This window comes from Deinococcus sp. (assembly GCF_018260555.1).
In the GTDB taxonomy this organism is placed as follows: domain Bacteria; phylum Deinococcota; class Deinococci; order Deinococcales; family Deinococcaceae; genus Deinococcus.
The window spans coordinates 1-25,681 of record NZ_JAGLBB010000020.1; the positions used below are offsets into that span (position 1 = coordinate 1).

The following is a 25,681-nucleotide window of genomic DNA, read 5'->3' on the forward strand; positions in this document are numbered from 1 at the left end:
ATGACCAGCCGTTCCAGGCTTTTCACATCCCGCAGCTTGGACGCTTCCAGCTCGAACAACCCGCTTTTCTCGTCCAGAAACCCTTCCTCGATCTGAAAACGCTCGCCGTACTCGCCAAAGGTTTCCACGCTGGTGGGCTCGTTGCTCACCACCTGCCATTGCTCTGGGTCGTCTGATGGACGACCCAGAACGACGTGCACCGGCCCAAATTGCCGTCCGGTCAGACGCACATGGTGAAAGCACGCCGTTTCCCTCGGTTGGAGTTTCACATCGCCGATCTTGCAGAGGCGCTGCCCGTCTGGCGTGCTGAGGATCAGGGTGGATTTGATACGGATGCGGTAGGTCCATCCGCAGTGCTGGAGCCATGCCATCAGGTCGGTGTCGCAGAAACCCCGGTCCGCCAGCAGGCGGACCTGACGGATTCCCACGAAGTCCAGGAGACCTTTGGCTTCTGCGAGCACGGGGAGCAATTCGTCTGTATCGACCTGGGCACTGGAATGCTCGAGTACCCGGGACACCAGTGGAACAGCCCGCCCCCGGAAGAGGACGGATACCCGGATGAGGCAGAATTTCTCGAACAGGACGCTGGTATCCAGTGCGAGGACCAGGGTGTCCTGGCCCCACTCGCGGAGTGCGCGGGTGATGATCGGACCGTAGAGCAGGCTCGGGTGAAGGTGCTTATTGCCTAACCAGCGTCGAAAGCGGCGTTCGGTGCTCTGCGCGAACGCTGCGCGGGAGTGGACGTGAGGGAGCCAGAAGGAGGGTGTGCTGCGCCTGGAGAGCAGCATTCCTGTGACCATCCAGGCGAGGGTGTGGACGTTGCGGACGTCGTTCCACAGGGCACCCTGGAGATGAGGGAGGATGGCTTGGTAGAGTCGTGAGGCGTCCCCAGTGGCATTTTCGGTCTTCACAAACAGAAAGTGTCCCCTACCGGGGACGCTTTCTCATAATTTCTGTCAGGCGGTCAGGTCTCCCTGAGGCGCGCCGTCTTGCTTGCGGGCAGTATAGAGAGGAGAGTGGGCGCATGTTGCCAAGGTTGAGGATGGGGCTGGCGCTGGTCCTGGGGGGTTTTCTGGTGGCCTGCGCGCCGCGCCTGACGGGCGCCGTGACCGTGACGGACGTGCGGGCGGCGCTCCCGGCCCTGCCCGCTGAGCGGCTGCGGGTGCTGGTGATGGGGGATCAGGGCACGGGGACGGAGGTGCAGCGGCGGGTGGCGGCGGCCATGCGGGAGGTCTGCGCGCGGGAGGGCTGTGACCTGGGGGTGGGGCTGGGGGATCACTTCTACCCGGCCGGGCCGAAGGACGCGTCCTCGCCGTTGTTCCGGGAGCGGTTCGCGGACGTGTACGGGCCGCTGGGCGTGCCGTTCCTGATGGTGCCGGGCAATCATGACGAGTCGTGGCTGGTGGGCGGTGACGGAGCAGACGCGCGTGGAGCGGAGGTTCAGGTGGCGTACTCGGCCCTGAATGCACAGTGGGTGATGCCGGGCCGGTCATACCGCGCGCCGGTCGGGGCGCTGGCGGAGTTCTTCGCGGTGGATACGACGCCGCTGGCCGCGTACCTGCCGGGCCTGCGCCCTGCGGAGCGGCCGGGTGGCGCGTGGGACGCCGCCCAGCGGGCGTGGCTTGCGGGCGCGGTGCGGGGCAGCGGGGCGCGCTGGCGGCTGGTGCTGGGGCATCACCCGCTCTTCAGTAACGGCAAGCATGGGGACGCTGGCCGGTATGACAACCTGCCGCTGACATTCCAGAAGGGCGGCGCGGTGCGGGACCTGTACGGCGCGGCGTGCGGCGTGGCCGACATGATTCTCAGCGGGCACGTACACGCGCTGGAAGTCTTCGCGCCGCAGCCGGGGTGCGCCGGTACCTGGACGGCCGTGTCGGGCGCGGCGGGTGAGGTGGGAGGCGGCCCGGTCAGCGCGCGCCCGGCGGCTTTTGCGGCGTTCGGTCAGCCGGGCTTCCTGCGCCTGGAAATCACGCCAGACACACTGACCGTCTGGGCGTACACGGTGGCAGAGGACGGAGTGGTGACGGCGCGCCAGGCCGCCCGACTGCGCAAGGGGTGATGGTCAATGGTTGATGGTTGATAGAGGGGCTTCCTCCATCAACCATCAACCTTCTACTTTCGACGTGTTTTACAGGCCGGCTTCGGCCAGGAAGGCGTCGAGCTTCTGGGGGCGGAAGCCGCTGAGGCTGGCGGCCACGTCGCCGTGGACGAGCGTGGGGACGCTGCGACGCCCGCCGTTGACGCTCATCACGTACTGGGCAGCCTGTTCGTCCTGTTCGATGTTGATTTCCTCGAAGGCGAGGCCCTTGCCTGTCAGGGCGCGTTTGGTGGCGTGGCAGTCGGGGCACCAGCTGGTCGTGTACATCTTGATCATGGGGTCTCCTTGGTGGTGGGCCGGGATGATCCGACCCGGATCGCAGTCCAGTTTATAAAATAAAGCATGTGCGGAATTGGGATGCGGGCAACAATGCAACCCGCTGGCACGCAGATACCCCCTCATACGGACTCCGGGTTGAAGAGGCTGCGAAGACCGTTCCATCCAAGCCAAGCGAGTGGGAACCGAAGCGGGTTCCGGACATGGAGCGGACCCGCAGAGCCACGCCGCAGAGCGAGTGGAAGGAGAGCGGGCTGTCAGGCGGGCCACTGCCGGGCGGAACGTCCGTACAGGAGCGCGGCCTACCCCGGTTCAGGGCAGGCCGCGTTCGGTGTACTCAGCGGTGGGTGTGCTGAGCGGGGGTCAGGCGCTGGCGGCTTCGCTGGGGGCAGCGGCGGGCACGTCAGCCACGTCGCCCTTGCCGGTCACTTCGGCCGGGTCGGCGGCCGTAGTGGGAGCCGTGGTGGGGGCGCCTTCGGTCGGGACGTCGTCCGCACGTTCCTTCTTCGGTGCCGGGGGCGCCTTGGGGGTCATGATCATGTTCATGTCCATGCCCATCATGCTGGGGGTCCCCTCGGGAACGCCGATGTCGGCCAGGGTTTCGGCGACGCGCACCAGAATGCGCTCACCGAGTTCCGGGTGGGTGCGTTCACGCCCGCGGAACATGATCGTAACCTTGACCTTGTGGCCTTCCTCGAGGAACCGGCGCACGTGCCCGGTCTTGGTCTTGAAGTCGTTGCCGTCAATCTTCACGCGGAATTTGATGGCCTTGACTTCCTGGGCGCGGGCGCGCTTGCGGTTTTCCTTCTCGTTCTGCTGCTGCTCGTAGCGGAAGCGGCCATAATCAAGCAGGCGGCAAACGGGGGGCACAGCCTGCGGGCTGACCATGACGAGGTCCATGCCCGCCTCGCGGGCCATCTGCATGGCGTCGCGAGTGTCAATAATGCCCACCTGCTCGCCTTCCGCGCCGATCAACCGGATCTGGCGCACACGAATCTGCTCGTTGACCTTGTGTTCTTTCGCTATGTTCATCACCTCTTACGCGCCCGGTGCACGCTGGCCATCCGGGCGGCTGTCGCCCGCGCAGTTCGCGGGCGAATGAATTTCAGTCTATCACGCAGGGTGACGGCGCCGGACCCGGCGGGCTTCTGGCGGGCTGTGGGCATGAGCCGTTCCTCAACTTCCGGCCCTGTCGCTCTACTCGGGTTGAAAGGTGTGCAGACTCATTCAACCTGAGTAGAGCGAGCAAGGAAGAAGCCGGTTGCAGGCGGGAAGTTGGCAAGCTGGTGCCGACCTGCGCGCGCACGTTCTCGTGTCGCTGGCCGAGGCGCGCGCGCGGCGCGGCCAGCCCCGGCCACCGCGCCGGTCCCCGGACCCGCTCCCACCCCGGGCGGGCCGCTGCCACTTTCCACCCAAAACCCGGCCTGAAACGCGCTGGCGTAGGCGTCCGGCGGGTGCGGGGGCAACACTTATCCTTGACGTACCAGGGACACAAACCCTAGCATTCAGGGATGAACTCCCTCGCCCTTCCCCCGCAGGCCACGCAGGTTGGCCTGGCGGTGGATATCGCCGCCTTTGCCATGCACGCCGGAGAACTGATGGTGCTGCTGGTGCAGCGCGGCGAACTGCCGCACGCCCGTGACTGGGCGCTGCCCGGCGGGTTCGTCCACCCTGGCGAGGAACTGCATGAGGCCGCGCTGCGCGAACTGCGCACCGAGACGAGCGTGGAACTCGAACCCCGGCACCTCGAACAGTTCTTCACATTCGGGGAGGTCAACCGCGACCCGCGCGGCCGGATCGTCAGCGTCGCGCACCTCGCAGTGCTGCCTCACGGGACGGTCAGTGTCAGCGGCGGCGGGCACACCCTGGGGGCCGAGTGGGTCAGCGCGCACAGCCCGCCCCGCCTCGCCTTCGATCACCAGGCGATCCTGGACCGCGCCCTGGCCCGGCTGCAACTGCGTCTGGAGTACGCGAACCTGGCGCTGGAATTCCTGCCCGATACCTTCACGCTGCCCGAATTGCAGGGCGTGTTCGAGGCGATCCTGAACCGCAAACTGGACAAACGCAACTTCCGTAAGCGGTTGCTGTCGCAGGGCACTCTGACTGTCAGCGGCGAGCGCCGCAGCGGCGTGGGCCGTCCCGCGCAACTGTACCGCCGCGCCAAGGGCACCCGCACGCCCGCGCTATGAGGGCCCGGCGCTCAGTTTCGCCCTACCGCGCCCGGTAGGGGTGCTACAACAGCCGCATGATCATCGGTGGACTGTTCCTGCTGGGCACGCTGCTGTTCATCCTCAGTGCCGTGCTGGGCGGCGACACCCTCAGCCGCGTGCCGGGTTTCCTGAGCCTGATCACCCTGGCAGTTGCGGGGACACTGGGGCTGATGGGTCTGGGCCGCGCGGTCGGGATCGCCTCGCTGCTGCTGGGCGGCGTGGTGGCGGCGCTCCTGTTCGGGTGGCTCTAGCACACCCGTCAGGAAAATCTGTTCTGGCCCGTATCAGGAATCCTTCTTCTCCCTGTGTGCATTCAGAGGAGTCCTTCAGGAGCCGCGCGCCACCTTCTGGCCCCCTGCGGCCCGTTAGACTGCGTGTCATGGACATGAAGAAGCTGATGAAGCAGATGCAGCAGGCGCAGGCCGCCGCTGCGAAGATTCAGGACGATCTGGCGGCCAAGAGCGTGGAAGGCAGCGCCAGCGGACTGGTGACCGTCACCATGAACGGGCACGGGAAGGTCACGGCCCTGAAGATCAAGCCCGAGGCCGTGGACCCGGACGACGTGGAAGCCCTGGAGGACCTGATTCTGGTGGCCGTGCAGGACGCGGGCGCCAAGGCCGACGCCCTGCAGCAGGACGCCACGCGCGGACTGGGCATCCCCGGACTCTGAGGCGCGCTTGAAGTACCCTCCATCACTGGTGGCGCTGATCCGCGAACTGTCGCGCCTGCCGGGCATCGGTCCGAAAAGCGCGCAGCGGTTGGCGTTCCATCTGTTCGAGCAGCCGCGAGAGGACATTGAGCGCCTCGCGCGGGCGCTGCTGGAAGCCAAGCGGGACCTGCACACCTGCCCCGTGTGCTTTAACATCACGGACGCCGACCGTTGCGACGTGTGCAGCGACCCGACCCGCGATCAGGCTCTGATCTGCGTCGTCGAGGAACCCGGTGACGTGATCGCCATCGAACGGAGCGGCGAGTACCGTGGCCTGTACCACGTGCTGCACGGCGTGCTGAGCCCCATGAACGGCGTCGGCCCGGACAAACTGCACATCCGGCCCCTGCTGCCGCGCGTGCAGGCGAACCAGGAGGTCATCCTGGCGACCGGCACGACCGTCGAGGGCGACGCGACCGCCCTGTACCTCCAGCGGCTGCTGGAACCGCTGGGCGCCGTCGTGAGCCGCATCGCGTACGGCCTGCCGGTGGGCGGCGCGCTGGAATACGCCGACGAGGTCACGCTGGGCCGCGCCCTGGCGGGCCGTCAACGCGTCAGCAAACCCCCTGTCAGCTGACAGCCCCCCCACCCAACCCTCGCTCCATGGGGTGGGGGCTTTTTACTGTTCCTGCCCGCCGCTTATAGGAACTGCGGCTCCATACCGCGGAGGGGCGCCTGCCCTTCCTCGCGTCCGCTCGGATTGATTCGGGACTGCACCGAATCAATCCCAGTCCGTACTACCCCCCGTAACTGCCGCGCAGCCGCGCCCAGCCTTCTCTCAGGCCGATGCGGCGGGGGCGCAGGTCGTTCAGGGTGACGGGCTCCAGGCCGCGTCCGCGCAGGCCGGTCAGCAGGGCGCTCAGGAGCTCGGGGGTCACCTGGGGGCCGTCGTGCAGCAGAATCACGCTGCCCGGGCGGGTGCGGGCCAGGGTCTGTGCGGCCAGTTGCGCGGCGGGCTGGGCGGTCCAGTCGCGGCTTTCCACGTCCCACAGGGCAATCTGGCGACCACTGCGGCGGGCCAGCAGGCGGGTCAGGGGACTGTGCCCGCCGTAAGGTGGGCGGTACAGGTGCGGGCCGCGCTGACCCGCGCGGGGGTGCCACGCGACCTGCGCGTACTCCTGCCAGGGGGGCAGCAGCAGGGCGTGGCGGTGCCAGCGGCCGTGCGCTTCGACCTGATGCCCGGCCGCGTGCAGGGCGCGGAGCTCTCCGGGGTGGGCGCGGCAGGCGGGCGCAGTCACGAAGAATGTGGCGGGGGCGCCGTGGACGGCCAGGACGGCCAGCAGCGCGGGGGTGCGGGGGCCCGGGCCGTCGTCGAAGGTCAGGGCGACGAGGGGCGCGTGGCGGGAGCCGGGGCCCCGGGCGCCCAGTCCGGCGGCGCGGAACAGCAGGTCCGTCAGGGCCAGCACGCCCAGGCCACCGACCACCCAGGTCAGCGCCCGGCGCGCCTGTGAGCGCTTCAGGAGATCGCCTTGCCCGCGCCTGCCTCCGGTCCGCTGGTCTGCCGGGCGGGCGGGAAGGCGTGGCGGAACAGGACGTAGAAGACGGTGGCCAGCAGCGCCAGCAGCGCGCCCAGCGCGAAGGGGCCGCGCGCGCCGAGCTGCACGAAGGCCAGGGTGCCCAGCAGCGGTCCGACGGCCGTGCCGATGTTCTCCAGGGTCATCAGGACGCCCCACGCGGCGGGACGCTGCGGCTCGGGCAGCGTGCGGGTGACCAGGGCCCCCCAGCCGGGTTGCACGCCAGCAAAGCCCAACCCGACGAGCGCGGCCAGCGGGAACAGCGCCCAGGTGGGCGGCAACAGGGCGATGCCGCCCATGCCGAGTGCGATCAGGCCGAACCCGGCGGTCAGGGTCAGGGTGGCGCGGCCCTGGTCAGCGACCTTCCCGATGAACGGGAGACTGCCGAACGCGGCCGCCCCACCTGTGACCAGAATGGCGATCATGGTCCAGTACGTCAGGTTCAGGTCGTCGGTCACGCGGAACAGCACCTGTCCGAACAGTGAGAGCGTGACGGTCTGCATCAGCGCGGCGGGCAGCAGGGGGCGCAGGCGGCGCAGCACCTCGCGGCGCGCCTGGGTGTTCATGACCTCGCGGGCGGGACCACGAACGGCGCGCGCAGGCAGCAGGAAGGCCGCTAGCAGCGACAGGGCCAGCACCCCCAGGCCAAGCAGGTACACGCCCTGCAGGGGCGCGGCGCGCAGCGTGCCGAACAGGAAGTACCCCAGGCCGATGAACGGCAGGATCACCATGGACACGGCGGTCAGGGCGCGTCCCTGCATGCCGTCCGGGGTGGAGTCGGCCGTGAGGTTCATGGCGCCGGGCCACGCCGCGCTGAAGCCCACGCCGTGAAGCGCGGCGATCAGCAGCAGGGCCCAGCCGGCGTGCGCGGCGGGCAGCAGGGCCAGGGCCAGCAGGCTCAGGGCCGCTCCCGCGATCATGACCGGGCGCAGGCCGTAGCGGGCGATCAGCAGTCCGGCGGGGCCGCGCATGACGGTATCCGCGCCGATGTGCAGCGCCCACGCCAGGCCCACCACGGACGGCGTGATGCCCAGGGCGTTCTGCGCCGACGCGCTCTGCCCCAGGTAAGACAGGTACAGGCCCGAGCGGAGCATCTCCGCGCAGGCCAGCGAGAACGCGGCGGCGAACACGGCGCGCGCGGTGCCGGGGCGCAGCGGCAGGCGGTCCCGGAGGGTCACGGCGCCCGCCCGCCTGACGCCAGCGCGGGCGCCCCCGGCCGCGCGGTCCTCATGAACCCGACTTGAAGGGAGTGCGGGCCTGCTAGCCTGTGCGCGTGCCCGGATTCACCGTCGTCATTCCCGCCCGCAACGAGGAGGTCTACCTGCCCCTGACGCTGCGCGCGCTGGCAGGGCAGCGCCACGCGCCCGACGAGGTGATCGTGGTGGACAACGGCAGCACCGACCGGACCGTGCAGGTCGCGCGGGACTGGGGCGCCACTGTGCTGCGCTGCGAGCGGCCCGGCGTGGCCTACACCCGCCAGATGGGGCTGGAGGCGGCCAGAAGCGAGTGGGTCGCCACGACCGACGCGGACTCGCTGCCCAGTCCGCAGTGGCTGGAGAAACTCAGTGAGGCCGCGCCGGGCCGGGTGGCCCTGTACGGGCCCATGCGGTTTTGCGGGGTCGCGCCGCACTGGTCGCGCCTGTCGGGCGCCGGGTACAGCGCGTTCCTGCATGTCTGCCGGTTGCTGGGCAAACCGAATCTGGCAGGCGCGAACATGGCGTACTCGCGAGAGGCGGCGCTGCTGACCGGCGGGTACGCGGAGGTAGAAGCCTACGAGGACGTGATCCTGGGTCAGGCCCTGGCGCGGCTGGGCGAGGTGGCGTTCGTGCCGGGCGCGCTCGTAGAGACCAGTGCGCGCCGCCTGGACCGGGGCGTGCTGCCCTTCGCGTGGCAGCACCTGCGCAACATCACTGGTCATACACGAGGCTATTTTGGGGAGGAGCGCCGGCCTCCACCGGAAAGTTGACCTCGCGCTCTGTTCCCAGAACCGTGGCGTACACGTCCAGTACCTGCTGCGCCACGCCGGCCGGGGTGGTCGAAGTCCCGAAGTCGCGCGCCCCGGCCGACAGCCGCGCCCACAGCCGCGGGTCGTCCAGAATGTCGCGGGCGTGGCGGATCAGGGCGTTCACGTCGGCGGGCGCCACGAGGTACCCGCTGCTCTCGTGCGCCACGCCGCTGAGGGTGCCGCGCGCGCCGACAGCCACGACCGGCACGCCCATCAGCTGCGCTTCTTGCAGCACCAGCCCCTGCGTCTCGGTGTCGCTGGCGAACACGAACAGTTCCGCCTGGCGGTAGTACGCGCCGATCTGCTCCCAGGGGCGCACGCCCAGAAAGGTCACGCGGTCCGCCACGCCAATGCGGGCGGCGTGCGCTTCCAGGTGCTGGCGTTCCGGGCCCTCGCCCAGCATCACGAGGTGAGCGTCGGGCAGGCCGGCCAGGGTGTCGAGCACGTGATCGAAGCGTTTCTCGCGGGCGAGGCGGCCGACGCTCAGCAGGCGGCGTTTCCCGGCGGGCCAGGGACTCTCGACGGCCGGGGCGGCCTGCAGGACGCGCGGGTCGATGCTCGTGGGAATCACGACCGGGTGGCGCACCCGCATCGCGCTCAGGACGTCCAGCATCCCGGCGGTGGGTGTGATGACGGCGTCGGCGCGGCCGTACAGCAGGCTCATGACGCGGGTCACGACGCCCGTGTGGCGTTGCAGGGCCGTGGCGCCCGGCACGTAGTGCGTGTAGGACTCGACATGCGTGTGGTACGTGGCGACGTGCGGCACGTCCCACTTGCGGGCCAGTCGCGCGCCCGCCAGTCCCAGGGTCAGGGGCGTGTGGGTGTGCACCACGTCGTACTTCTGGTGAAAGTCCTTGCGGGTGGGCCACGCGAGGCGGTAGGTGGGCAGGAACACGTAGCGCAGGCTGTCCACGCGGACCACGTCGCTGCGGGTGTCCACATGTTCCGGGAAGTCCGGGGCGACCACGTCCACGTGGTGTCCCTGGGCGCGCAGCTCGTCACTGAGCAGGGCGACGCTCGTCACGATGCCGTTCTGGTCCGGCAGGAACGTGTCGGTGAACAGCCCGATCCGCAGCGGTTTCATGCGCGGCCGCCGCGTGGGCCGGTCATCCGGAGCCCGTACAAGTTAAAGGAGTCCTGAGGCATCGCTCTGAGGAGCATACGACGCCGAACATGAGAGTGTCGCCCAACTTGCGGTGGATACCCCCACCACCCTGCCCTGCACGCGGTCCCCGCAGGCAGGGCGGACCGCGGCGCATGGGGTAGATTTCACCCCATGGCCTCCCCTCACAGTTCGCAGGAACGCGCGACCCACGACCGCCCCCCCCGCGCCGCGCAGGGGCTGCTGCGCCTGGCCCTGCGGGCCGGGGTGGGCGGCGCCTGGCACGGCGGGCATCTGGGCGTTCCGCAGGTGGGCCTGCTGGTGCCGGTCGCGGACGCCGGGGAGTTGCAGGCGGCGCTGACGGCGCTGGCAGGCACGCCCGCCACCCTGCTGGTCCCTCCCGCCCTGGCCCTCCTGGACCCGCGCGGCGTGCGCGAGGCCGTGCAGGCCGGGCATGAACTGGCTGGTCAGGGCGACCCGGCCGGCGTGACCCTGCTGGAAGCCACGGCCGGTCAGGCCATCACGGACTGGGCCGCGCCGGACAGCGCCGCCGCCCTGCGGAGCCTGCTGGTCCGTGGACTGAGACCCCTGCCGGCCACCAGTGAGCGGCCCGAACCGGGATCGCTGCGCGCCGTCAGGCCCGCTGACCTGAACGCGACCCTGACAGAGTGGCGGGCGCTGGGCTACCGGCCGGTACCGCTGCGGGACCTGCCGGGCCGGCGGGCCGGCACGCCGCGCGACCTGCTGAACCTGGCGTACACCCGCGTAGTCGAGGACCGCTTTACGCGCGCTCACGGCGTGATCGACCTGACCGACCGCGTCGACGCGGTTCTGCGGGTCGCGCCGCTGGATCACGCGCCCCCTCCCCTGCCCCTGCCGCCAGGCACCCCCACCGCCGAACTGCACCTGCACTCCCCCCGGACGGTGGGGCTGGCGTCGCGCAACGTGCTCGGCGCGTACCGGGCGGGCCACCGGAGCCTGAAGGATGTGGGCCGCGCGCTGCGCGAACGCCCGGAACTGGAGTCCGCGCAGGCCGTGTTCGCCGTCACGCTGTTTCACCGGCCGCTGGAGCAGGCGGGCTTCACGCTGCTGGACCTGCCGCCCGCCCGGGCCTGCTGGTACGGGCTGGGCTTCCGGCTGCTGCGCGGCGCGTACGGCACGATCAAAGCGCCCAGCGAGGGCACGCCTAAGATGGGATGGATGCCCCGCGAGGCCTTTTTGCGCCGATACGGCTGATCACGTACCATGAAGTATGATCCGCAGCGCCGCAAGCAGGGTGCAGGTACAGGGCCTGCATCACGTCACCATCGTCGGTTCCACCCGCCAGAGTGCCCTGGACTTCTGGGAGGGGGTGCTGGGCATGCCGTTCGTGTTCGAGCAACCCAACCTCGGCAACCCGGCCGAGAACCACCTGTACTTCGACCCGGGCGACGGCCGCCTGCTGACGGTGTTCACCAACGAGAGTCGCGTGGACGCCGGGCGGGACGCGCCGCGCGAACCCGGGACCGTCGAGCACCTCGCGTTCAACGTGTCGCGCGCGACCTTCCAGCTGGCCCCCGCACGGCTGCGCGCGCGCGGCATCGAGGTGCTGGAACGCGACCGGGGCTTCATGGATTCGCTGTACTTCCGCGACCCGAACGGCATGAAGGTCGAACTGGCCTGCTACAAGTTCCAGACGCCCGAGGGCCTGCGCGACGCGGACGTGCTGCGCCGCGCCTACGAACTGCGCGTGGCACGCGGCGACAGCTACCTGAACCCCGAGCACCTCGCGGACGCCATCGAGGAATTGCTGCGCCGATGACCCCGCGCGCCCCTGCCCCGGCACACTGAAGGTCAGCCCGGCACACTGAAGGTCAGTCCGGCAGGGTGAAGGTCAGTCCGGCAGGGTGAAGGTCAGCCCGGCAGGGTAAAGGTCAGGGTGGTGCCCTCACCGGGGGCGCTCTGCACGGCCAGGGTGCCGCCAGCCAGGGTCACGCGTTCACGCAGGCCCAGCAGGCCCAGGTGTCCGGCCTGCGCCTGCGCGCGGGCCTGTTCGGGCGTGAACCCCCGGCCGTCGTCGGTGATGGCGACCCGCACGCCCCCCTGCGGCGCCTCGCCGAAGGCCACGCGGATGGCGGCGGTGTGGGCGTGGGCGTGCTTATCGACGTTGTTCAGGGCTTCCTGGGCCAGCCGGAACACCGTGAGTTCCGTGGCGGGGCTCAGGCGGCGCTCGGCCCCGCTGACTTCCAGGCGGGTGGCGGTCTGGGCCTGCGTGGCCAGCCATTCCAGGGCTGGAAGCAGGCCCAGGTCGTCCAGGACGCTGGGGCGCAGGTTCCGCGCGAAGCGGCGCACGCCGTCGATGGCGGCGTTCAGGTCGAGCAGGATGTCGTCGGCGCGGGCTTTCTGCTCGCCGCTCAGGTCGCGGGCCAGTCGGGCGACGCGGCGGGTGGTGGCCGTCAGGACCTGCGCGGTGTCGTCGTGCAGTTCGCGGCTGATGCGGCGCCTCTCCTCCTCCTGCGCCTGCGTGAACAGGGTCAGGAAGCTGCGCAGTTCGCTCTGGCGGCTGGTGGCGGCTTCCAGCGCCTGCCCGCGCCGCGCGATCTCGTCGGCCAGGGTCTGCAGTTCGCTCAGGTCACGGCTGACGGTCAGCACGCCGCGCCCGTGGTCCACGCTGCCTACCCGGACCTCCAGGTGGTACGGGCCGATACGGATCTCGGCGCGGCTGCCGCTGGTGCGGGCCTGCGCGTCGGCCCACGCGACTTGCAGGGCCGCCTGCGTGTCGCGGGTGGGGAGGGTCAGGAGGTTCGCGCCGGTCAGCGGGCCGGTCAGGGGTTCAAGGAGCGTGCGGGCGGCCGGGTTGGCGTAGTCGATCACGCCGTGCGCGTCGCTGCTGATGATCAGGTCGTGCGCGCCCTCGGCCAGTTGCCGGTAGCGGGCTTCCTCGCGTTCCAGCGCGGCCAGCAGGCGTTCGCGGGTCAGGGTCTGAGCGATCTGGTCGGCCAGACTGCGCGCCAGTTGCAGGGTGCGGTCGCCCGGCAGGTCGCGGCCCGGATCGTCGAAGTACAGGAATCCCAGCGGCGTGCGGGCGTCGCTCTGGGCGCTCAGCAGCGGGACGATCAGGGCGCTGCCGGCCACAGGCAGGGCGTAACGGCGGGTCAGGGCGCGGGGGCCGCGGCCCAGTTGCGCGCTCAGGTCGGCCAGTTCGGAGGTGTCCGGGGGGTGCAGGTTGTACGCCGCGCAGCGCGTGACGCGCCAGCCGTCCGGGCCGGGCGGCGCGTCTGCCGGGAAACTGCCGGTGGCGTCGGGGAACAGGGCCAGCAGGCCTCGTCCGGCGTGCAGGGCCAGGGTCGCCTCGCGGATCACGCCGCGCAGCGCCGCGTCGTCGGGGTGTCCCTGCGGGCGCTCGCCCAGCATGCGGCTGATGGCCAGCAGCGCCCCGGCTTCGCGCTCGCGCAGCTGCTCTTCCTCGTACAGGCGGGCGTTCTCGATGGCAAGGCCCGCCTGCGAGGCGAACACCCCGGCCAGCGCCAGGTCGTCACTGTCCAGCGGAAGCGGCGCCGACCAGTACAGGGTCAGTGCGCCGAACACGTTCGGACCGACCCGCAGCGGCAGGCTGATCACGCCCCGGTAGGGGTAGGTGTGGCTGGCCAGCAGTTGCCGGGTGTAGCGGCTGCTGCCGCCGCCGTTCTCGGTGGTCAGGTCACGCGCGGCGATCAGCGTACCTTCCCCGACCGCGCGGCCCGTGACGCCCAGGCCCACCTTGGCTTTCACGCGCAGCATGTACTCGCTGCTCAGGCCCACCGCCGAGCGGATATTGATGCTGCGCCCGTCGGGTTGTTTCTCGTACACGGCGGCGGCGTCCGCGCGGAACAGGGTCACGGCGCGTTCCAGCACGCGCTCCAGGGTCTCGCTGAGGTGCAGGCTGCCGGCCAGCGCCGCGCCAGCCTCACGCAGCGCCTCGGCCGCCTCGCGCTTGCGGGTCTCGATGCCGTACAGCCGCGCGTTGTCGATGGCCAGCGCGGCCTGCTCGGCCAGGGCCAGCACGATGCGGGCGTCGTCCTCGGTGGCGGGCACCGGCTCGGAGGTGTCCACGTACAGCAGGCCCAGCGGTTGCCCGCGTGCGTTCAGGGGCGCGATGACGGCCGTTTCCGGGTTCAGTTCCCGCAGGCCGCGCGCCAGCGGCGACTCGTGGTCACGGCCCCGCTCAAAGCGGATCGCCTCGCCCCGGCGGACCAGCGTTTCGAAGGTCACGGGGCCCACGCCGATCCCGCCCGTGAACGGCTGCGTGAACCCGTGCGTGAAGACCTCCCCGGTGCGCGCCCCGCCGTCGCTGAGTTCGCTGAACAGCGCCACGAAGGCCCGCCGGAACCCCAGCGCCAGCGCGGCACTCTGCGCCGTGACGGTCAGGACCTCGGACAGGTTCAGGCTGCCGCCCAGGCGGCGCATGAGGCCCTCGACGGTCTCCGCGATGCGCCCGTGGCCGCGCCGCGCCTCGCGGGCCTGCACGCCCTCGACGGCCAGGGCCAGCAGCGGCCCCGCTCCCAGCAGAGCGTGCAGGCTGTCCGGGTCGGCCCCCACGAACTCCAGCACCCCGCACCCGAACGGCAGGGCCGCCAGCATTCCCGCGTGCAGCAGCGCTCCGCCGCTCAGGGCGCGGGCGACCAGCGTGCCGTCGCTGAGGGCCAGCCCGCGCCCCTCCTCGGCCACCGGGAGCGGCTGACCGTCCGTGACCACCCACACCTGCACGCCGTGCGCGTGCGTGGCGCGGCAGGCGTAGGCGGCCAGCAGGCCCGCGAACTGCGAGACCGTGGAGGCCGCCGACAGGCCCGGCGGCAACGGAGGCAGCGTCACGCCCGCACGGTCCGGAAGGTGAGCGCTCACGTCCTCAGATAGTCTGCGGGTCGATCCAGCCGCGCTTGATGCCGTGCAGCACGGCCTCGGTGCGGCTGCCCACGCCCAGCTTCGAGAAGATGTTCGCCAGGTGCACCTGCACGGTGCGCGGACTGATCTCCAGGTCCCGCGCGATCTCCTTGTTGGTGCGGCCGGTCGCGGCGACCCGCAGGACCTCCAGTTCACGCGGGGACAGGTCGTCCTCGGGCGGGGTGGGCGTGGTGTGTGCGCTGAAGCGTTCCAGGACCTTGCGGGCCACGCTGGGGTGCAGGGCGCTCTCGCCCGCCGCGACGGCCCGCACGGCGCCCAGCAGATCGTCCTCGCTGGCGTTCTTCAGCAGGTACCCGGCCGCTCCGGCCTCCAGCAGCGCGAACACGTAGGCGTCGTCGTCGTAACTGGTGAGGACCAGCACGCCCACGCCGGGCCGCTCCGCCTTGATGGCGCGCGTGGCGTCAATGCCGTTCATGCCGGGCATGCTGACATCCATCAGGATCACGTCCGGGTTCAGGGCGCGCGCCTTGACGACTGCTTCCTCGCCGCTGCCAGCCTCGCCGATCACGCGCAGGTCCGCGCCCGATTCCAGCAGTTCGCGCGTGCCCTTGCGCACCACCGGGTGGTCATCGACCAGCAGCAGCGTGATGGGGCGCGCGCCCCCGGATTGCAGCGTATCGGCGTCGAGCATACGGGCAGGATAGTGCAAGACCCGCCCGCGCACGGCCCCGTAGACGGCGGCAGCGGGCCGCCCCCCGCAGGAGGACGGCCCGGTCTGTCCGGCTGTGCCGGGAAGGGGTCAGCTCTTGGTGAGGTTCTTCCAGTACGTGCCGGCCCAGAAGGCGATCATGGGGTTGTAGGTGCTCTCGCCCACGCCGCCGATGTTGTCACGGTACGTGAAGACGTTCGGGGAGGCGGGCATGATCACGTAGTACGCCTGATCCAGTCCGCGCTTGGCGATCTGCGCGTACAGGTCGTCGCGTTTGGCCCGGTCGGTGGTGGTGCGGGCCTCGGTGATCAGGGAGTCCATCTGGGCGTCTTTTGCGTTCAGGCGCGGGCCGTAGTAGCCGGTGCTGGCGTAGAACGTCGTGACGAAGTTGTCCGGGTCGGCGTAATCAGGCGCCCACGCGGACATGATCATGGCTTCCCTGGGTGCGTTGTCGGCCTTGATCAGTTCGCTCCATTCCTTGGCGACGATGTTCAGCTTGAACTTGGGGTTCAGGGACTCGATGTTCTTCTTCAGGAGTTCCATGGCGGTCTGCTGGGTCTGCGCGCCGGCGCGGTAGGAGATGCTGACCGTGAAACCGTTCTTCCAGACCTGACCGCCCCAGGCACGCTGGAAGGCGGCCTTGGCGACCTCGGGGTCAAAGGTGGCGGCCTCGATGTTCGTGTCGTACCCGGGGAACGAGTCGGGCAGCAGGAAGTTACGGGGCGCGCCCTTGCCTTCCTGAACCTCCTTGATGTAGGTGGGCACGTCGAACGCCGCCACGAAGCCGCGGCGCACGTCGGCGTCACTGAAGAAGTTCGCGGGGATGCCCTGGCCGTCCAGTTTGCCGCTGCCGAGCGCGCCGCCCTTGGCGATATTCTCGTTCATGCTGAAGCCCGCAGCGGTGGTGTTGGGCAGGTCGTCCAGTACGCTCACGCCGGGTTTCCCCTGCAACTGCGAGGAGATGATGGACCGCCCGCCTTCCTCGATGAAGTCCGCGTCGCCCTTCAAGAAGGCCTGAATGCGGGCAGCCTGCTCGGGGACCTTCTGAATGACCACGTTCTTGATGCTGGGTTTCTGCTCGCCCCAGTACCCGTCGAAGGCGGTGGCGCTGACGCTGGTGGCGTCCTTGCCGACCAGCTTGTACGCGCCGGTTCCGCTGGGCTTCTGCGACAGGGGGCTGCCCGTCAGCTCCTTGCCGACGGCCGCCTTCCAGGTGGCCTCGGTGCCGTCCCACTCGCCAATCTCGGTGGCGTGCTTGCTGTCCACGATCCCCTGCCCGATGTACGCGAGTTTCGCCAGGAAGGCCGGGTCGGTCTTCGGGAGTTTCAGGACCAGCACGTTCCCGTCGCACTTGACGGCGTCCGTGATGCGCTGCCACGTGACGCCCTTGTCGTCGTTGGCGTTGGCGGGCGTGCCCAGCAGGCTCTCGGCGATGAACCAGTTGCCGCTGTCGGCGGTGTTCGTCACGAGGTTACGGCGCAGCGTGTACTCGGCGTCCGCGCAGGTGAAGTCGTTGCCGCTGTGAAACTTCACGCCTTCGCGCAGCGTGAAGCGGTACTCGGTACCGGCGTCGTTGGCGCTCCACTCGGTGGCCAGCACGGGCGCCAGTTCAGTCAGGCTGCTCCCCTTGTACCCGATCAGGGTTTCGTACAGGTTCTCGACGACCTGAGCGCTGGCGGTGTCGTAGGTGGTGCCGGGGTCCAGGGTGGGGATGTCGGCGGATTGCTGGATGACCAGGGTGTCGCTCGCGCCGCCACCGGCGTTTTCCTTGTTGTTGCAGGCGGCGAGCGTCATGGCGAGCGTGGTCAGAGCGACGGCTCCTGAGATCTTGTTGCGCTTCATTTTTGCCTCCTTGGCTGGGGCGCGCGCCCGTGTTCCCCTGCGCCGCGCCTCCTGCTCCTACCGGGCGGTGCCGGGCTGAGCCCCGGATACGGGCTCCGGCCTGTCGGGAACGCCCTGTTGCCGGAAGTGCGCTGCGGCCAGTGGTGCAGGAAAGCCGGTGGGGCCGGGGAACGTAGGACAGGGGAATACGGTGCGTCTGCGTCTGAGCCTGCGGGCCGGAAAGCCGGTCGGTGCTCACGAGAAGTCACAGGCAGCGTGCGACCTTCAGCACAGGCCTTCAAACACCGGGCCTTCACGGTTTCGCATCGTAGGGAGCGCAGATGAGAACTCCGCCCCGGAAGGCTGAAGGTACCCTACGCCGCCGGACAGCGCCAGTCCGGGTGTCCGGGAGACAGGAACGACAGGCCCCACGCTGCCCGCACCACACCCCACACGGCCGCCTGCTGCCCTCAACACCCCGAACGACACCGGGCGGCCCCCTCCACGTGCGACACGCCACCTGAGCTCCTGCCTGCGTTCGCTCAGATGGAATGGGCCTGTAGACTATTCAATCGGAATCGGTATGACCAGACTCCGATTGACGGTTTCCGGGTACACGCGGCCGGGTGTCTCTTCATAAATGAAAGGTCACCCACAGCGCCCCCATGGCCCGCCCGTTAGGGTTTCGGGATGACTGCTTCCATTCCCGCTTCCTACGTCCTGCGCGGCACCGCAGCCGGCGGCACCCTGCGTATCGTGGGCATGGACTCGACACAGGTCGTCGAGGACGCCCGCGTGCGTCACCACCTCAGCAAGACTGCCACGGCGGCGCTGGGCCGCACCCTGACCGGTAGCGTGCTGCTGGCCACCGTGCTCGGCAAACGCAGCGACAGCCGCGTCACCGTGCGCGTCGAGGGTGACGGCGCGGTGGGCTTTATGGTCGCCGAGGGCAGCGTGGACGGCCGCGTGCGCGGGTACGTGCGCCATCCCGACGCGGACCTGCCCCTGCGGGAAAGCGACGGAAAACTCGACGTGAGCGGCATCGTCGGCACGCAGGGCGAGCTGAGCGTCACCCGCCTGCTCGACAACGGCGAACCCTACACCGGCAGCGCCCACCTGGTCAGCGGCGAGATCGCCGAGGACATCAGCACCTACCTGGGCGTCTCGGAGCAGATCCCGAACGCCGTGCTGCTCGGCGTGTACGAGGAAGGTGGCCGCGTCGCGCACGCCGGCGGCCTGCTCATCCAGGCGATGCCCGGCGTCACCGACGAGACCCTCGGGAAACTCGAGGCGAACATCCGCGCCATGGGCCAGATCACCGACAACCTGCGCCGGGGCGGCCTGATGGAAGCCATCAACCGCGCCACCGACGGCCTGAACGTGCAGCTGGCCGCCGAGGCGCAGGGCTCCCGCTTCGAGTGCCGCTGCTCGCGCGAGAAGGCCAGCGACTCCCTGAAATTCTTTGGTGCCGACGAGCGCCAGGACATGATCGACGCCGGCGGGCAGGAAATCGTGTGCCACTGGTGCGGCGAACACTACCAGATCACCCCCGACGAGATCGCCGCGCTGGACGCCACCGACACCCACGCCCGCGCCTGACCTTCCCCCACCGCCCGGCCCCCGGTACACTGCCGCCTATGCCTGACCCCGCCGCTGGCGTTCGACCCGACCTCCGCGTGCTGGAGCGGGCGTTGCGGGGCGGTCCGCTGGGCTCCCCGGACCTGCCGCACCTGCGCGCCGCCGGCCTGGAGGGCGCCGTGCGGGCCCGCCTGCCCGCAGACCACCCGCTGCGGGCAGACCTGCGGGCCGGAGCACTGGCGCTCGGCGCGAGGCACGCCCTGATCCGCTCGGAGCTGCGTGACCTGCTAAGCGCCTGGGCAGCCGAGGGCATCGGGGCCCTGCTGTTCAAGGGCTTTGCGCTCAGCGAGTTCGGGTACGCGACCCGCACCGAACGCTTCTACGGGGACGTGGACCTGCTGCTGCCGGGCGATCCCGCCACGGTGTCGCGCGCGGCGCACCTGGCGCTGGCACGCGGCTGGCGCAGTGACGGGCAGCACGCGCACCCGGACCGCTGGACGCACGAGACCATGCACCTGTTCAGCCCTGGCGGGCACGCGCGGCTGGACGTGCACCGCTGGCTGGTTCCTGACTGGTACGCCGGTCGGCGCCGCACCGTCACGGTCACCCGGCAGGTGTGGGCCGCCGCCCGGCCGCACGACTGGGACGGCCTGCGCGTCTGGCGTCCGGACCCGCTGGATGAACTGGTCGCGGCGCTGGCCATCAGCCGAAGCTGGGGAGGCGATACCGGCGGCCTGAAACCCGCTGACCTGCTGGACCTACGGCAACTGCGGGACCGGTACGCCCTGAACACCCCAGACGGAGCAGCGCAGCTGGCGGCGCGCGCCGCAGACCTCGGCGCGGCGCACACCTGGGCCGCCTTCGAGCAGCTGTGCGACCCTACGCAACCGACCCTGGACCCGGCCCGCACTGGACCGGTTCTGGCGCGCGCCCTTCGCCGGGACGGACTGCGCCCGGCCCTGCGGCGCCACTGGCTGCGCGCGCAGCGGGCCGCGTTTCTGCTACCGGGTGTTCCGCAGGCCACGGCGGACGTGCTGAGTGCCATGCACGCTGTGCGGCGCGGAGGCGACCCACGCGCCCACCTGAACCGCTGGACCCCGCCCGGCCCGACCCGCACGCTGGACCCCGCCCGTCTGGACCGCGCCGTCACGAACGCCCGCCTGCTCACACGCGCCCTGCATCCCCGGCAGAAGAGCGCCGGGGTGTGCGTGCCGCGCGCTTACGCCACGTACCGCGCGCTGCGCCGCCTGGGTCACCCGGCCGTGTTCGTGAGCGGCGCGGCCCGGCACGGCACCCAGATCACGGGGCACGCCTGGGTCGAGGACACACGTGGAATCCTGGAAATCTACGGAGAGGACCACAACCGGCGGGCCTTCCGGGTTCTGTTCACGTATCCACCAGAATCCGACACAGGTACTCCTGATCAGCCCGGCTCAGTACCTTGAGACATGGCGCCATGCCGGGAAAGCGCCGGAACCTCTCCACTCCCGCTCCAACGTACTTTCCTTCTGCTCCGCGCTCCGCGCGGTTTATCTACAAGATAAACGCAGTGTACTTAGATGAGACGGACTCCGGTTGAACGACCTGGCAGGGGATTCAAGCGGAGTCGGTGTGAAGCGGTGCGCCCAGCAGCTCAGGCACGAGTGACAGCAGCTCCTCCCGGCCTGCCGGACGCCACAGGACCGTCTGAACGAGCCGCTGCGCGGCGGCACTGACCGCCTGCTGGCCCGCTGCGCCCAGCGGCACGCCGGTCGCCTGCCAGAATTCCCGCACCCGGTCCGCCGGGCCCAGCGCTCCAGCGTGTCCGAGCAGCAGCACCGCCGTCAATGGCAGCGACACCGGCGGCGCAGCCAGCGGCAGCAGACGCTTGCCACGGCCGTCGCGGTGCGCGGGTGCGCCGCCCAGCCACTCCGGCGCGAAGAGCGCCAGACTGTCGTCCAGGGCGCGGAGCGTGCGGTCCAGACCGGCCGCCTGCCCACCGGGACCGATCCAGGCGCGGTCCTCTGCCAGGACCGTCCATCCGGCCGCGCGCAGCCGCAGGCAGGCCGTCGTCTTGCCTGCCCCGCTGGGACCCGTGACGGCCACCACCCCGCCCTGCCCGGCGATCAGCGCGGCGTGCAGCGGCACCCAGCCGGCCGCGCGGTGCGCTTCGGTGAAGGCCAGTGCCCACAGGTCCCGCCCGGCCCCCTGCGGCCCGCAGGTCAGGACGCTCAGACGCGCGCCCAGCCGTACGTGCAGGCGACCGCCGAGCCACAGCTCATCCCCGAGTACCTGCGCCTGCGCCGCGCCGTCCGGCAGCGCCACTTCCCGCGTGACCGCCCCGGACGGCAGGGGCGGCAGCGGCCCCACCTGCACTTCGATCCGCCGGGCCGCTGCGGCGCTCTGCTGCGCAGGGCAGCCCAGGCCCCAGTCGTACCGCAGGGCGTCCAGCCAGGTGGGCGGCACGTCTGGCGCGCAGTTCACCAGGGCGTCCAGGCTGGGCCAAGCTGTTTGCTCGGGAGTTGGCGGCGCGTCTGCCACCCGTCAGACCGCCCGGATCAGGTGCCGGACGGACAGGTCGTTCAGGACGGCCCGGACATCCGCCTGCGCCTGCCCGCCGGGGAGTTCGAAGGTGGTCGCCAGCAGCGCCGTCAGGGTCTCCTCGGTCGCCGGGAGGGCCTGCCACAGCAGCCGCCCGGTCGAGTTGAGGCTGAACATCTCGCTGCGGCCAGCGTGCATCAGGACCAGCTCATCGTCCAGATCGGTGACCAGCACATCCCCGTTTCTCTGCCACATGACAGGCAGGGTAGCGCAGCGGCGCGCCCACCGGGCCGGACGGTTCCCGGTTGAACGCGCAACGCTGAATTCTGAACAAACCATGACAGTTGAGGCCTAGGGTACCCCCGAGCATCTGCCATGAAGGCATGTCTAAAGCACTGTCTTTACGGCTGGGCGAAGCGAGTGAAGTTGACCGAGCGGGACGGAGGATGGAGGCGTCAGGAGTCCTGGTTCCTGAGACCGTCATTCGAGAGACCGCGCCGGTGGAATCGCCGCTTCGTCGGCTGCCACGCGACTGTTCAGTTCCACCTTTACCCCGTGCCGGGGGACGTGTGAGGCCGCACCGACATGCGGCCCTAGTTCTTCCAGTACCACCCAGGAGTCCGAATGAAGCACCTGCCACTGTCCACCCCTCCTTCCTCCCAGCAGCCCTGCGTCCAGCAGCCTTGCGACCAGCAGCCGGGGTCCTGCCGCACCTACGAAGCGCCGCGCGTGCAGGACCTCGGCGCCTGGCAGGCCGTCACGCTGATCGCCTCTGTGGGCTTTAACAGCTTCCCGGGACTGCCGGGACAGGAGAACAACCGTGGCTCGTACTGAATCCCGCGCACTGCTCCTCGCCGGCCTGCTCGCCCTGAGCGGCTGCGCCACCACCGGTACGCCCACTGCACCCACCGCGCAGACGCCCGCCACCAAGGCCGCCCGCGTGCTCGGCCTGTACGAACTGAGCGTGAATGGCCTGAGTGGCCCGTCTGCCCAGGCGACCATCCGACCCGCCACCGGCCTGAGCGCCCAGGCGGCCGAGGTCACAGGCGGCCTGAGCTTTACCCGGACGAACATGTCCAACCTCGTGGACGAAACCAACCACGTGGTGCACATGACCGCCACCTTCACCGTCACGAACACCACCCAGACCCCCATCGCGCTGCCCACCTACATTCCCGTGGATACCGCCGGCACCGGTGGCACCAGCGGCAGCACGCCGTTCGGTGAAGTCCGCACCCGCACCGGCGCGCCGGTGAGCGCCACCGGCATGCAGGTCGAGGTCTCTCACCAGAGTTCCGGCGGCGTCATCCAGCCCGACCCGAGCGCCACCCCGCTGCGGGACGGCCTGGATACCGGCGGCCTGCAGGTCACGGCGCCTGCCGGGCAGAGCGTCGCGGGCCTGAGCCACCAGGGCTGGGAAGGCGGCGCGCTCGCTCCGGGAGCGTCCCAGACGATCACCTTCGCCGCGCGCGTTCCCCTGAAGGGCGCCCAGATCAGCGACGCCGACCCGTTCATCTTCAAACTGATGTTCGCGGTGGCCGACACGCCCGGACGCGTGGCCCTGACCAACGTTGCCAGCGTGCAGGGCAGCACTCCCGCCGGGGACGCCGCCACGCCCCTTAGCGGCCAGAGCGTGACGGTCGAAGGGATTGTCACGGCCGCATTCAACGCGTCCCTGCAGGGCTTCTTCGTGCAGGAAGAAGGCATCGACGCGGACAGTGACGCCACCACCAGCGACGGCGTGTTCGTGTACTGCGGTACGAGCTGTCCCACCGTGAATGTCGGGGACCGCGTCCGCGTGACCGGCACCGCCACTGAATTCAACACTTCCACGCAGATCACGGCCACGGCCAGCAGTGTTACCACGCTCGCCAGCGGTGTGGCTCTGCCGGACGTGCAGTCGCTGACCCTGCCGCTGAACTTCACGGCTCGCGAGCGGTCCGAAGGCATGCGCGTCAGCGTCAGTGGGAAGGTCACGAACACCTTCCCGCTGGGCCGTTTCGGGAGTTTCGACATCGCCGATGACCGCGTGATGAACTTCACGCAGTTGAACGCCCCCGACGTGGCGGCGAACGCCGCGTATCAGGCGGACTTCAAGAACCGGTTCATCCGCATCGATGACGGCAACCGTCAGCAGAACCCCGACCCGGAGATCTTCGCGCGCGGCGGCCAGAACCTCAGCGCCGCGAATACCCTGCGCGGCGGCGACAGCGTGCAGGCCACCGGCGTCCTCACCTGGAGTAACGACAGCAGCACCCTGACCAGCGGCGGCAGCCTCTACACCTACCGCGTCCTGGCCGCGCAGAGCGACGTGCAGATCACGGACAGCAACCCCCGCCTGAACGCCCCGGAAGCGGTGGGCGGCAACCTGCGCGTCGGCGCGATGAACGTCCTGAACTACTTCACGGCGCTGGTCACGACCAACACCGGCTGCACGCCCAACGGCGTGGGCGGCAGCGCGGCCCGGGGGGCGAACGACTGCGGGGAGTTCCTGCGCCAGCAGGACAAGATCGTGGCGGCCATCAGCGGCATGAACCCCGACGTTTTGAACCTGATGGAAATCCAGAACGACTTCGATAAGGGCAGCAGCAGCTCCGTGGCGTGGCTCGTCAACGCCCTGAACAGCAAACTCGGGGCAGGCACGTACGCCTACGTGAACCCCGGCGCGAAGGTCGGCACGGACGCCATCAGCGTCGCCATGATCTACAAGCCGGGCGCCGTGACGCCGGTCGGAAACCTCGCCCTCCTGAACAACACCTTCGACGCAACCTACACCGACACCTGCAACCGTCCCACCTGGGCGCAGACCTTCCAGAGCAACGCGAACGGCGGGCGCTTCACGGCCGTGGCCATGCACCTCAAGAGCAAGGGCAGCGCCTGCGCCGACACCAGCGACGCCGACACCGGCGACGGGCAGGGCAACGGGTACATCGCCCGCCGCAACGCCGCCAGGGCCATCGTGGCCTGGCTGAACACCAACCCCACGGGCGTCACCGAGGACGACCGCATCCTGATGGGCGACTACAACGCCTACGCGGCCGAGGAACCCCTGACCATTCTGGGGGGCGGCGGGTACGCCAACCTGTTCGGTCAGAACGTGTACTCCTACCAGTTCGACGGGCAGTGGGGCAGCCTCGATCACGCCACGGGCAGCGCCAGCCTGGCCGCGCAGGTCACAGGCAAGACCAAGTGGCACATCAACAGTGATGAACCCGCGGTGCTGGACTACAACACCGAATACAAGAGCGCCGCGCAGCAGACCAGCTTCTACGCCGCCGACGCCTTCCGCAGCAGCGACCACGACCCCCTGCTGATCGGCCTGAACCTGACCGCCCAGCCGCCGATCACGCCCCCCGCCCAGACCAGCAGCGTCAGCCTCTCCGCGGCGACCGCCAGCGTTAGCGTCCCAGCGGGCCAGAGCACCACGAACACCGTCAACGTTACCCGCAGCAACTTTACCGGCAGTGTGAGCCTCGCCACCAGCGTCAGCGGCAGCGGGACAGCCCCCAACGTCACCGTGACCACGCAGCCCGGCACCGGCAACAGCGGCGCCCTGAACATCGACGCGACTGGCGCCACGGCCGGCACCTACACCGTCACCGTGACCGGCAGCGGCACTGGCATCAGCAGCGCGACCACCACCTTCACCGTGACCGTCGGCGCCGTGTCCTCGGCCCAGGCAGGGCTGATCTTCAGCGAGTACGTGGAAGGCACCAGCAACAACAAGGCCATCGAGATCTACAACGGAACGGGACAGACCGTGGCCGCCAACCGCGTCAGCGTGAAGCTGTACTCGAACGGTGGAACCACCGCCGGCAGCACGTACACGATCCCGTCGGCTCTGGCGCCCGGTCAGACCTTCGTTATCACCAACTCCAGTGCAAACGCCACGCTGGCGGCGAAATCCAACGCAACCAGCGCCGTGACGGCCTTCAACGGTGACGACGCCCTGGAACTGCTGCTCGACGGAGCGGTCGTCGATACGTTCGGACAGGTGGGCTTCGATCCTGGCACCGCCTGGACCGGCGGTTCAGTTTCGACCCTGGATAAGACCCTGCGCCGCAAAGCCAGCGTCACCACTGGCGATATCAACGGGGCCGACGCCTTCGACCCGTCTGTGGAATGGGACGTGTTCAACGTCGATACCTTCGACGGACTTGGTACCCGCTGAGTCTTTAGGCTGATGGGCACATGCCCCGCACCGCCGCCCCTCCGGGGGCGGTTTTTACATGGCAGGCTGGTCCACCCTGGGGTGAGCCCGGGCTGCCATCCGTTTTGC

Annotated in this window: 23 protein-coding genes; 12 read left to right on the forward strand and 11 right to left on the reverse strand. The window is 69.8% G+C overall.

All coding sequences use genetic code 11. The annotated features are described in order from the left end of the window. On the reverse strand, positions 1-911 hold a 911-nt coding region (locus QZ271_RS05600), incomplete at its 3' end, for a transposase (RefSeq protein WP_291429744.1). A gap of 113 nt (positions 912-1,024) precedes the next feature. Between QZ271_RS05600 and QZ271_RS05605 the strand changes: the two genes are divergently transcribed. Further along, positions 1,025-2,059, forward strand: coding sequence for a metallophosphoesterase (locus QZ271_RS05605; RefSeq protein ID WP_291429745.1), 1,035 nt, complete (start codon positions 1,025-1,027; stop codon positions 2,057-2,059). A 69-nt stretch (positions 2,060-2,128) separates the two neighbouring features. On the opposite strand, the gene QZ271_RS05610 is transcribed toward QZ271_RS05605, so the two are convergent. After that, a complete protein-coding gene (locus QZ271_RS05610; protein WP_291429746.1) occupies positions 2,129-2,374 on the reverse strand; it encodes a glutaredoxin domain-containing protein in 246 nt (81 codons plus the stop codon). A gap of 363 nt (positions 2,375-2,737) precedes the next feature. Further along, a complete protein-coding gene (gene infC, locus QZ271_RS05615; protein WP_291429747.1) occupies positions 2,738-3,409 on the reverse strand; it encodes a translation initiation factor IF-3 in 672 nt (223 codons plus the stop codon). 476 nt (positions 3,410-3,885) lie between these two features. On the opposite strand from infC, the gene QZ271_RS05620 reads away from it, so the two are divergent. The 4 genes from QZ271_RS05620 to recR all read left to right on the forward strand — a co-directional run bounded on the left by QZ271_RS05620 (position 3,886) and on the right by recR (position 5,870). Continuing rightward, the gene (locus tag QZ271_RS05620) at positions 3,886-4,563 is read left to right on the forward strand and encodes an NUDIX domain-containing protein (protein ID WP_291429748.1); all 678 of its coding nucleotides are present in this window, start codon (positions 3,886-3,888) and stop codon (positions 4,561-4,563) included. Between the two features lie 56 nt (positions 4,564-4,619). Further along, on the forward strand, positions 4,620-4,835 hold the full coding sequence (locus tag QZ271_RS05625) for a hypothetical protein (protein ID WP_291429749.1): 216 nt from the start codon (positions 4,620-4,622) through the stop codon (positions 4,833-4,835). 128 nt (positions 4,836-4,963) lie between these two features. Then, positions 4,964-5,254 (forward strand): YbaB/EbfC family nucleoid-associated protein, encoded by a 291-nt coding sequence (locus QZ271_RS05630; RefSeq protein ID WP_291429750.1) that lies wholly within the window; start codon positions 4,964-4,966, stop codon positions 5,252-5,254. Positions 5,255-5,261: 7 nt separating this feature from the next. Continuing rightward, entirely contained in the window at positions 5,262-5,870 is a 609-nt protein-coding gene (recR, locus tag QZ271_RS05635; protein ID WP_291429751.1) for a recombination mediator RecR, read from the forward strand. 160 nt (positions 5,871-6,030) lie between these two features. Here recR and QZ271_RS05640 read toward each other — a convergent pair whose 3' ends face one another. Both QZ271_RS05640 and QZ271_RS05645 read right to left on the reverse strand, forming a co-directional pair. Further along, complete coding sequence (locus QZ271_RS05640) at positions 6,031-6,699, reverse strand: polysaccharide deacetylase family protein (protein WP_291429752.1); 669 nt, start codon at positions 6,697-6,699, stop codon at positions 6,031-6,033. 50 nt (positions 6,700-6,749) lie between these two features. After that, entirely contained in the window at positions 6,750-7,985 is a 1,236-nt protein-coding gene (locus QZ271_RS05645; RefSeq protein WP_291429753.1) for an MFS transporter, read from the reverse strand. Between the two features lie 95 nt (positions 7,986-8,080). On the opposite strand from QZ271_RS05645, the gene QZ271_RS05650 reads away from it, so the two are divergent. Next, complete coding sequence (locus QZ271_RS05650) at positions 8,081-8,773, forward strand: glycosyltransferase (RefSeq protein WP_291429754.1); 693 nt, start codon at positions 8,081-8,083, stop codon at positions 8,771-8,773. On the opposite strand, the gene QZ271_RS05655 is transcribed toward QZ271_RS05650, so the two are convergent. Further along, complete coding sequence (locus QZ271_RS05655; protein ID WP_291429755.1) at positions 8,715-9,896, reverse strand: glycosyltransferase family 4 protein; 1,182 nt, start codon at positions 9,894-9,896, stop codon at positions 8,715-8,717. The genes QZ271_RS05650 and QZ271_RS05655 overlap by 59 nt on opposite strands. Positions 9,897-10,088: 192 nt before the next feature. Between QZ271_RS05655 and QZ271_RS05660 the strand changes: the two genes are divergently transcribed. Together QZ271_RS05660 and QZ271_RS05665 are read left to right on the forward strand one after the other, a co-directional pair. After that, positions 10,089-11,150: a Sectered polysaccharide deacetylase gene (locus QZ271_RS05660; RefSeq protein WP_291429756.1), complete on the forward strand. Its 1,062-nt coding sequence runs from the start codon at positions 10,089-10,091 to the stop codon at positions 11,148-11,150. 16 nt (positions 11,151-11,166) lie between these two features. Beyond that, positions 11,167-11,715, forward strand: coding sequence for a VOC family protein (locus QZ271_RS05665; protein WP_291429757.1), 549 nt, complete (start codon positions 11,167-11,169; stop codon positions 11,713-11,715). Positions 11,716-11,807: 92 nt separating this feature from the next. On the opposite strand, the gene QZ271_RS05670 is transcribed toward QZ271_RS05665, so the two are convergent. The 3 genes from QZ271_RS05670 to QZ271_RS05680 form a co-directional block, all read right to left on the reverse strand. Beyond that, positions 11,808-14,774: a GAF domain-containing protein gene (locus QZ271_RS05670; protein WP_291429758.1), complete on the reverse strand. Its 2,967-nt coding sequence runs from the start codon at positions 14,772-14,774 to the stop codon at positions 11,808-11,810. 4 nt (positions 14,775-14,778) lie between these two features. Continuing rightward, a complete protein-coding gene (locus QZ271_RS05675) occupies positions 14,779-15,465 on the reverse strand; it encodes a response regulator transcription factor (RefSeq protein ID WP_291429759.1) in 687 nt (228 codons plus the stop codon). A 108-nt stretch (positions 15,466-15,573) separates the two neighbouring features. After that, entirely contained in the window at positions 15,574-17,325 is a 1,752-nt protein-coding gene (locus QZ271_RS05680; protein ID WP_291429760.1) for an ABC transporter substrate-binding protein, read from the reverse strand. A gap of 669 nt (positions 17,326-17,994) precedes the next feature. Between QZ271_RS05680 and hslO the strand changes: the two genes are divergently transcribed. Together hslO and QZ271_RS05690 are read left to right on the forward strand one after the other, a co-directional pair. Further along, positions 17,995-18,903 (forward strand): Hsp33 family molecular chaperone HslO, encoded by a 909-nt coding sequence (gene hslO / locus QZ271_RS05685; protein ID WP_291429761.1) that lies wholly within the window; start codon positions 17,995-17,997, stop codon positions 18,901-18,903. A gap of 38 nt (positions 18,904-18,941) precedes the next feature. Further along, on the forward strand, positions 18,942-20,327 hold the full coding sequence (locus tag QZ271_RS05690; RefSeq protein ID WP_291429762.1) for a lasso peptide biosynthesis B2 protein: 1,386 nt from the start codon (positions 18,942-18,944) through the stop codon (positions 20,325-20,327). A gap of 151 nt (positions 20,328-20,478) precedes the next feature. On the opposite strand, the gene QZ271_RS05695 is transcribed toward QZ271_RS05690, so the two are convergent. Together QZ271_RS05695 and QZ271_RS05700 are read right to left on the reverse strand one after the other, a co-directional pair. Continuing rightward, complete coding sequence (locus tag QZ271_RS05695; protein WP_291429763.1) at positions 20,479-21,345, reverse strand: hypothetical protein; 867 nt, start codon at positions 21,343-21,345, stop codon at positions 20,479-20,481. A 60-nt stretch (positions 21,346-21,405) separates the two neighbouring features. After that, positions 21,406-21,657, reverse strand: a complete 252-nt coding sequence (locus QZ271_RS05700) for a PqqD family protein (protein ID WP_291429764.1) — start codon at positions 21,655-21,657, stop codon at positions 21,406-21,408. Positions 21,658-22,026: 369 nt separating this feature from the next. Between QZ271_RS05700 and QZ271_RS05705 the strand changes: the two genes are divergently transcribed. Next, positions 22,027-22,236, forward strand: a complete 210-nt coding sequence (locus tag QZ271_RS05705; RefSeq protein WP_291429765.1) for a hypothetical protein — start codon at positions 22,027-22,029, stop codon at positions 22,234-22,236. Continuing rightward, the gene (locus QZ271_RS05710) at positions 22,223-25,573 is read left to right on the forward strand and encodes an ExeM/NucH family extracellular endonuclease (protein WP_291429766.1); all 3,351 of its coding nucleotides are present in this window, start codon (positions 22,223-22,225) and stop codon (positions 25,571-25,573) included. Before QZ271_RS05705 ends, QZ271_RS05710 begins: the two co-directional genes overlap by 14 nt. The last annotated feature ends 108 nt before the right edge of the window (positions 25,574-25,681 follow it).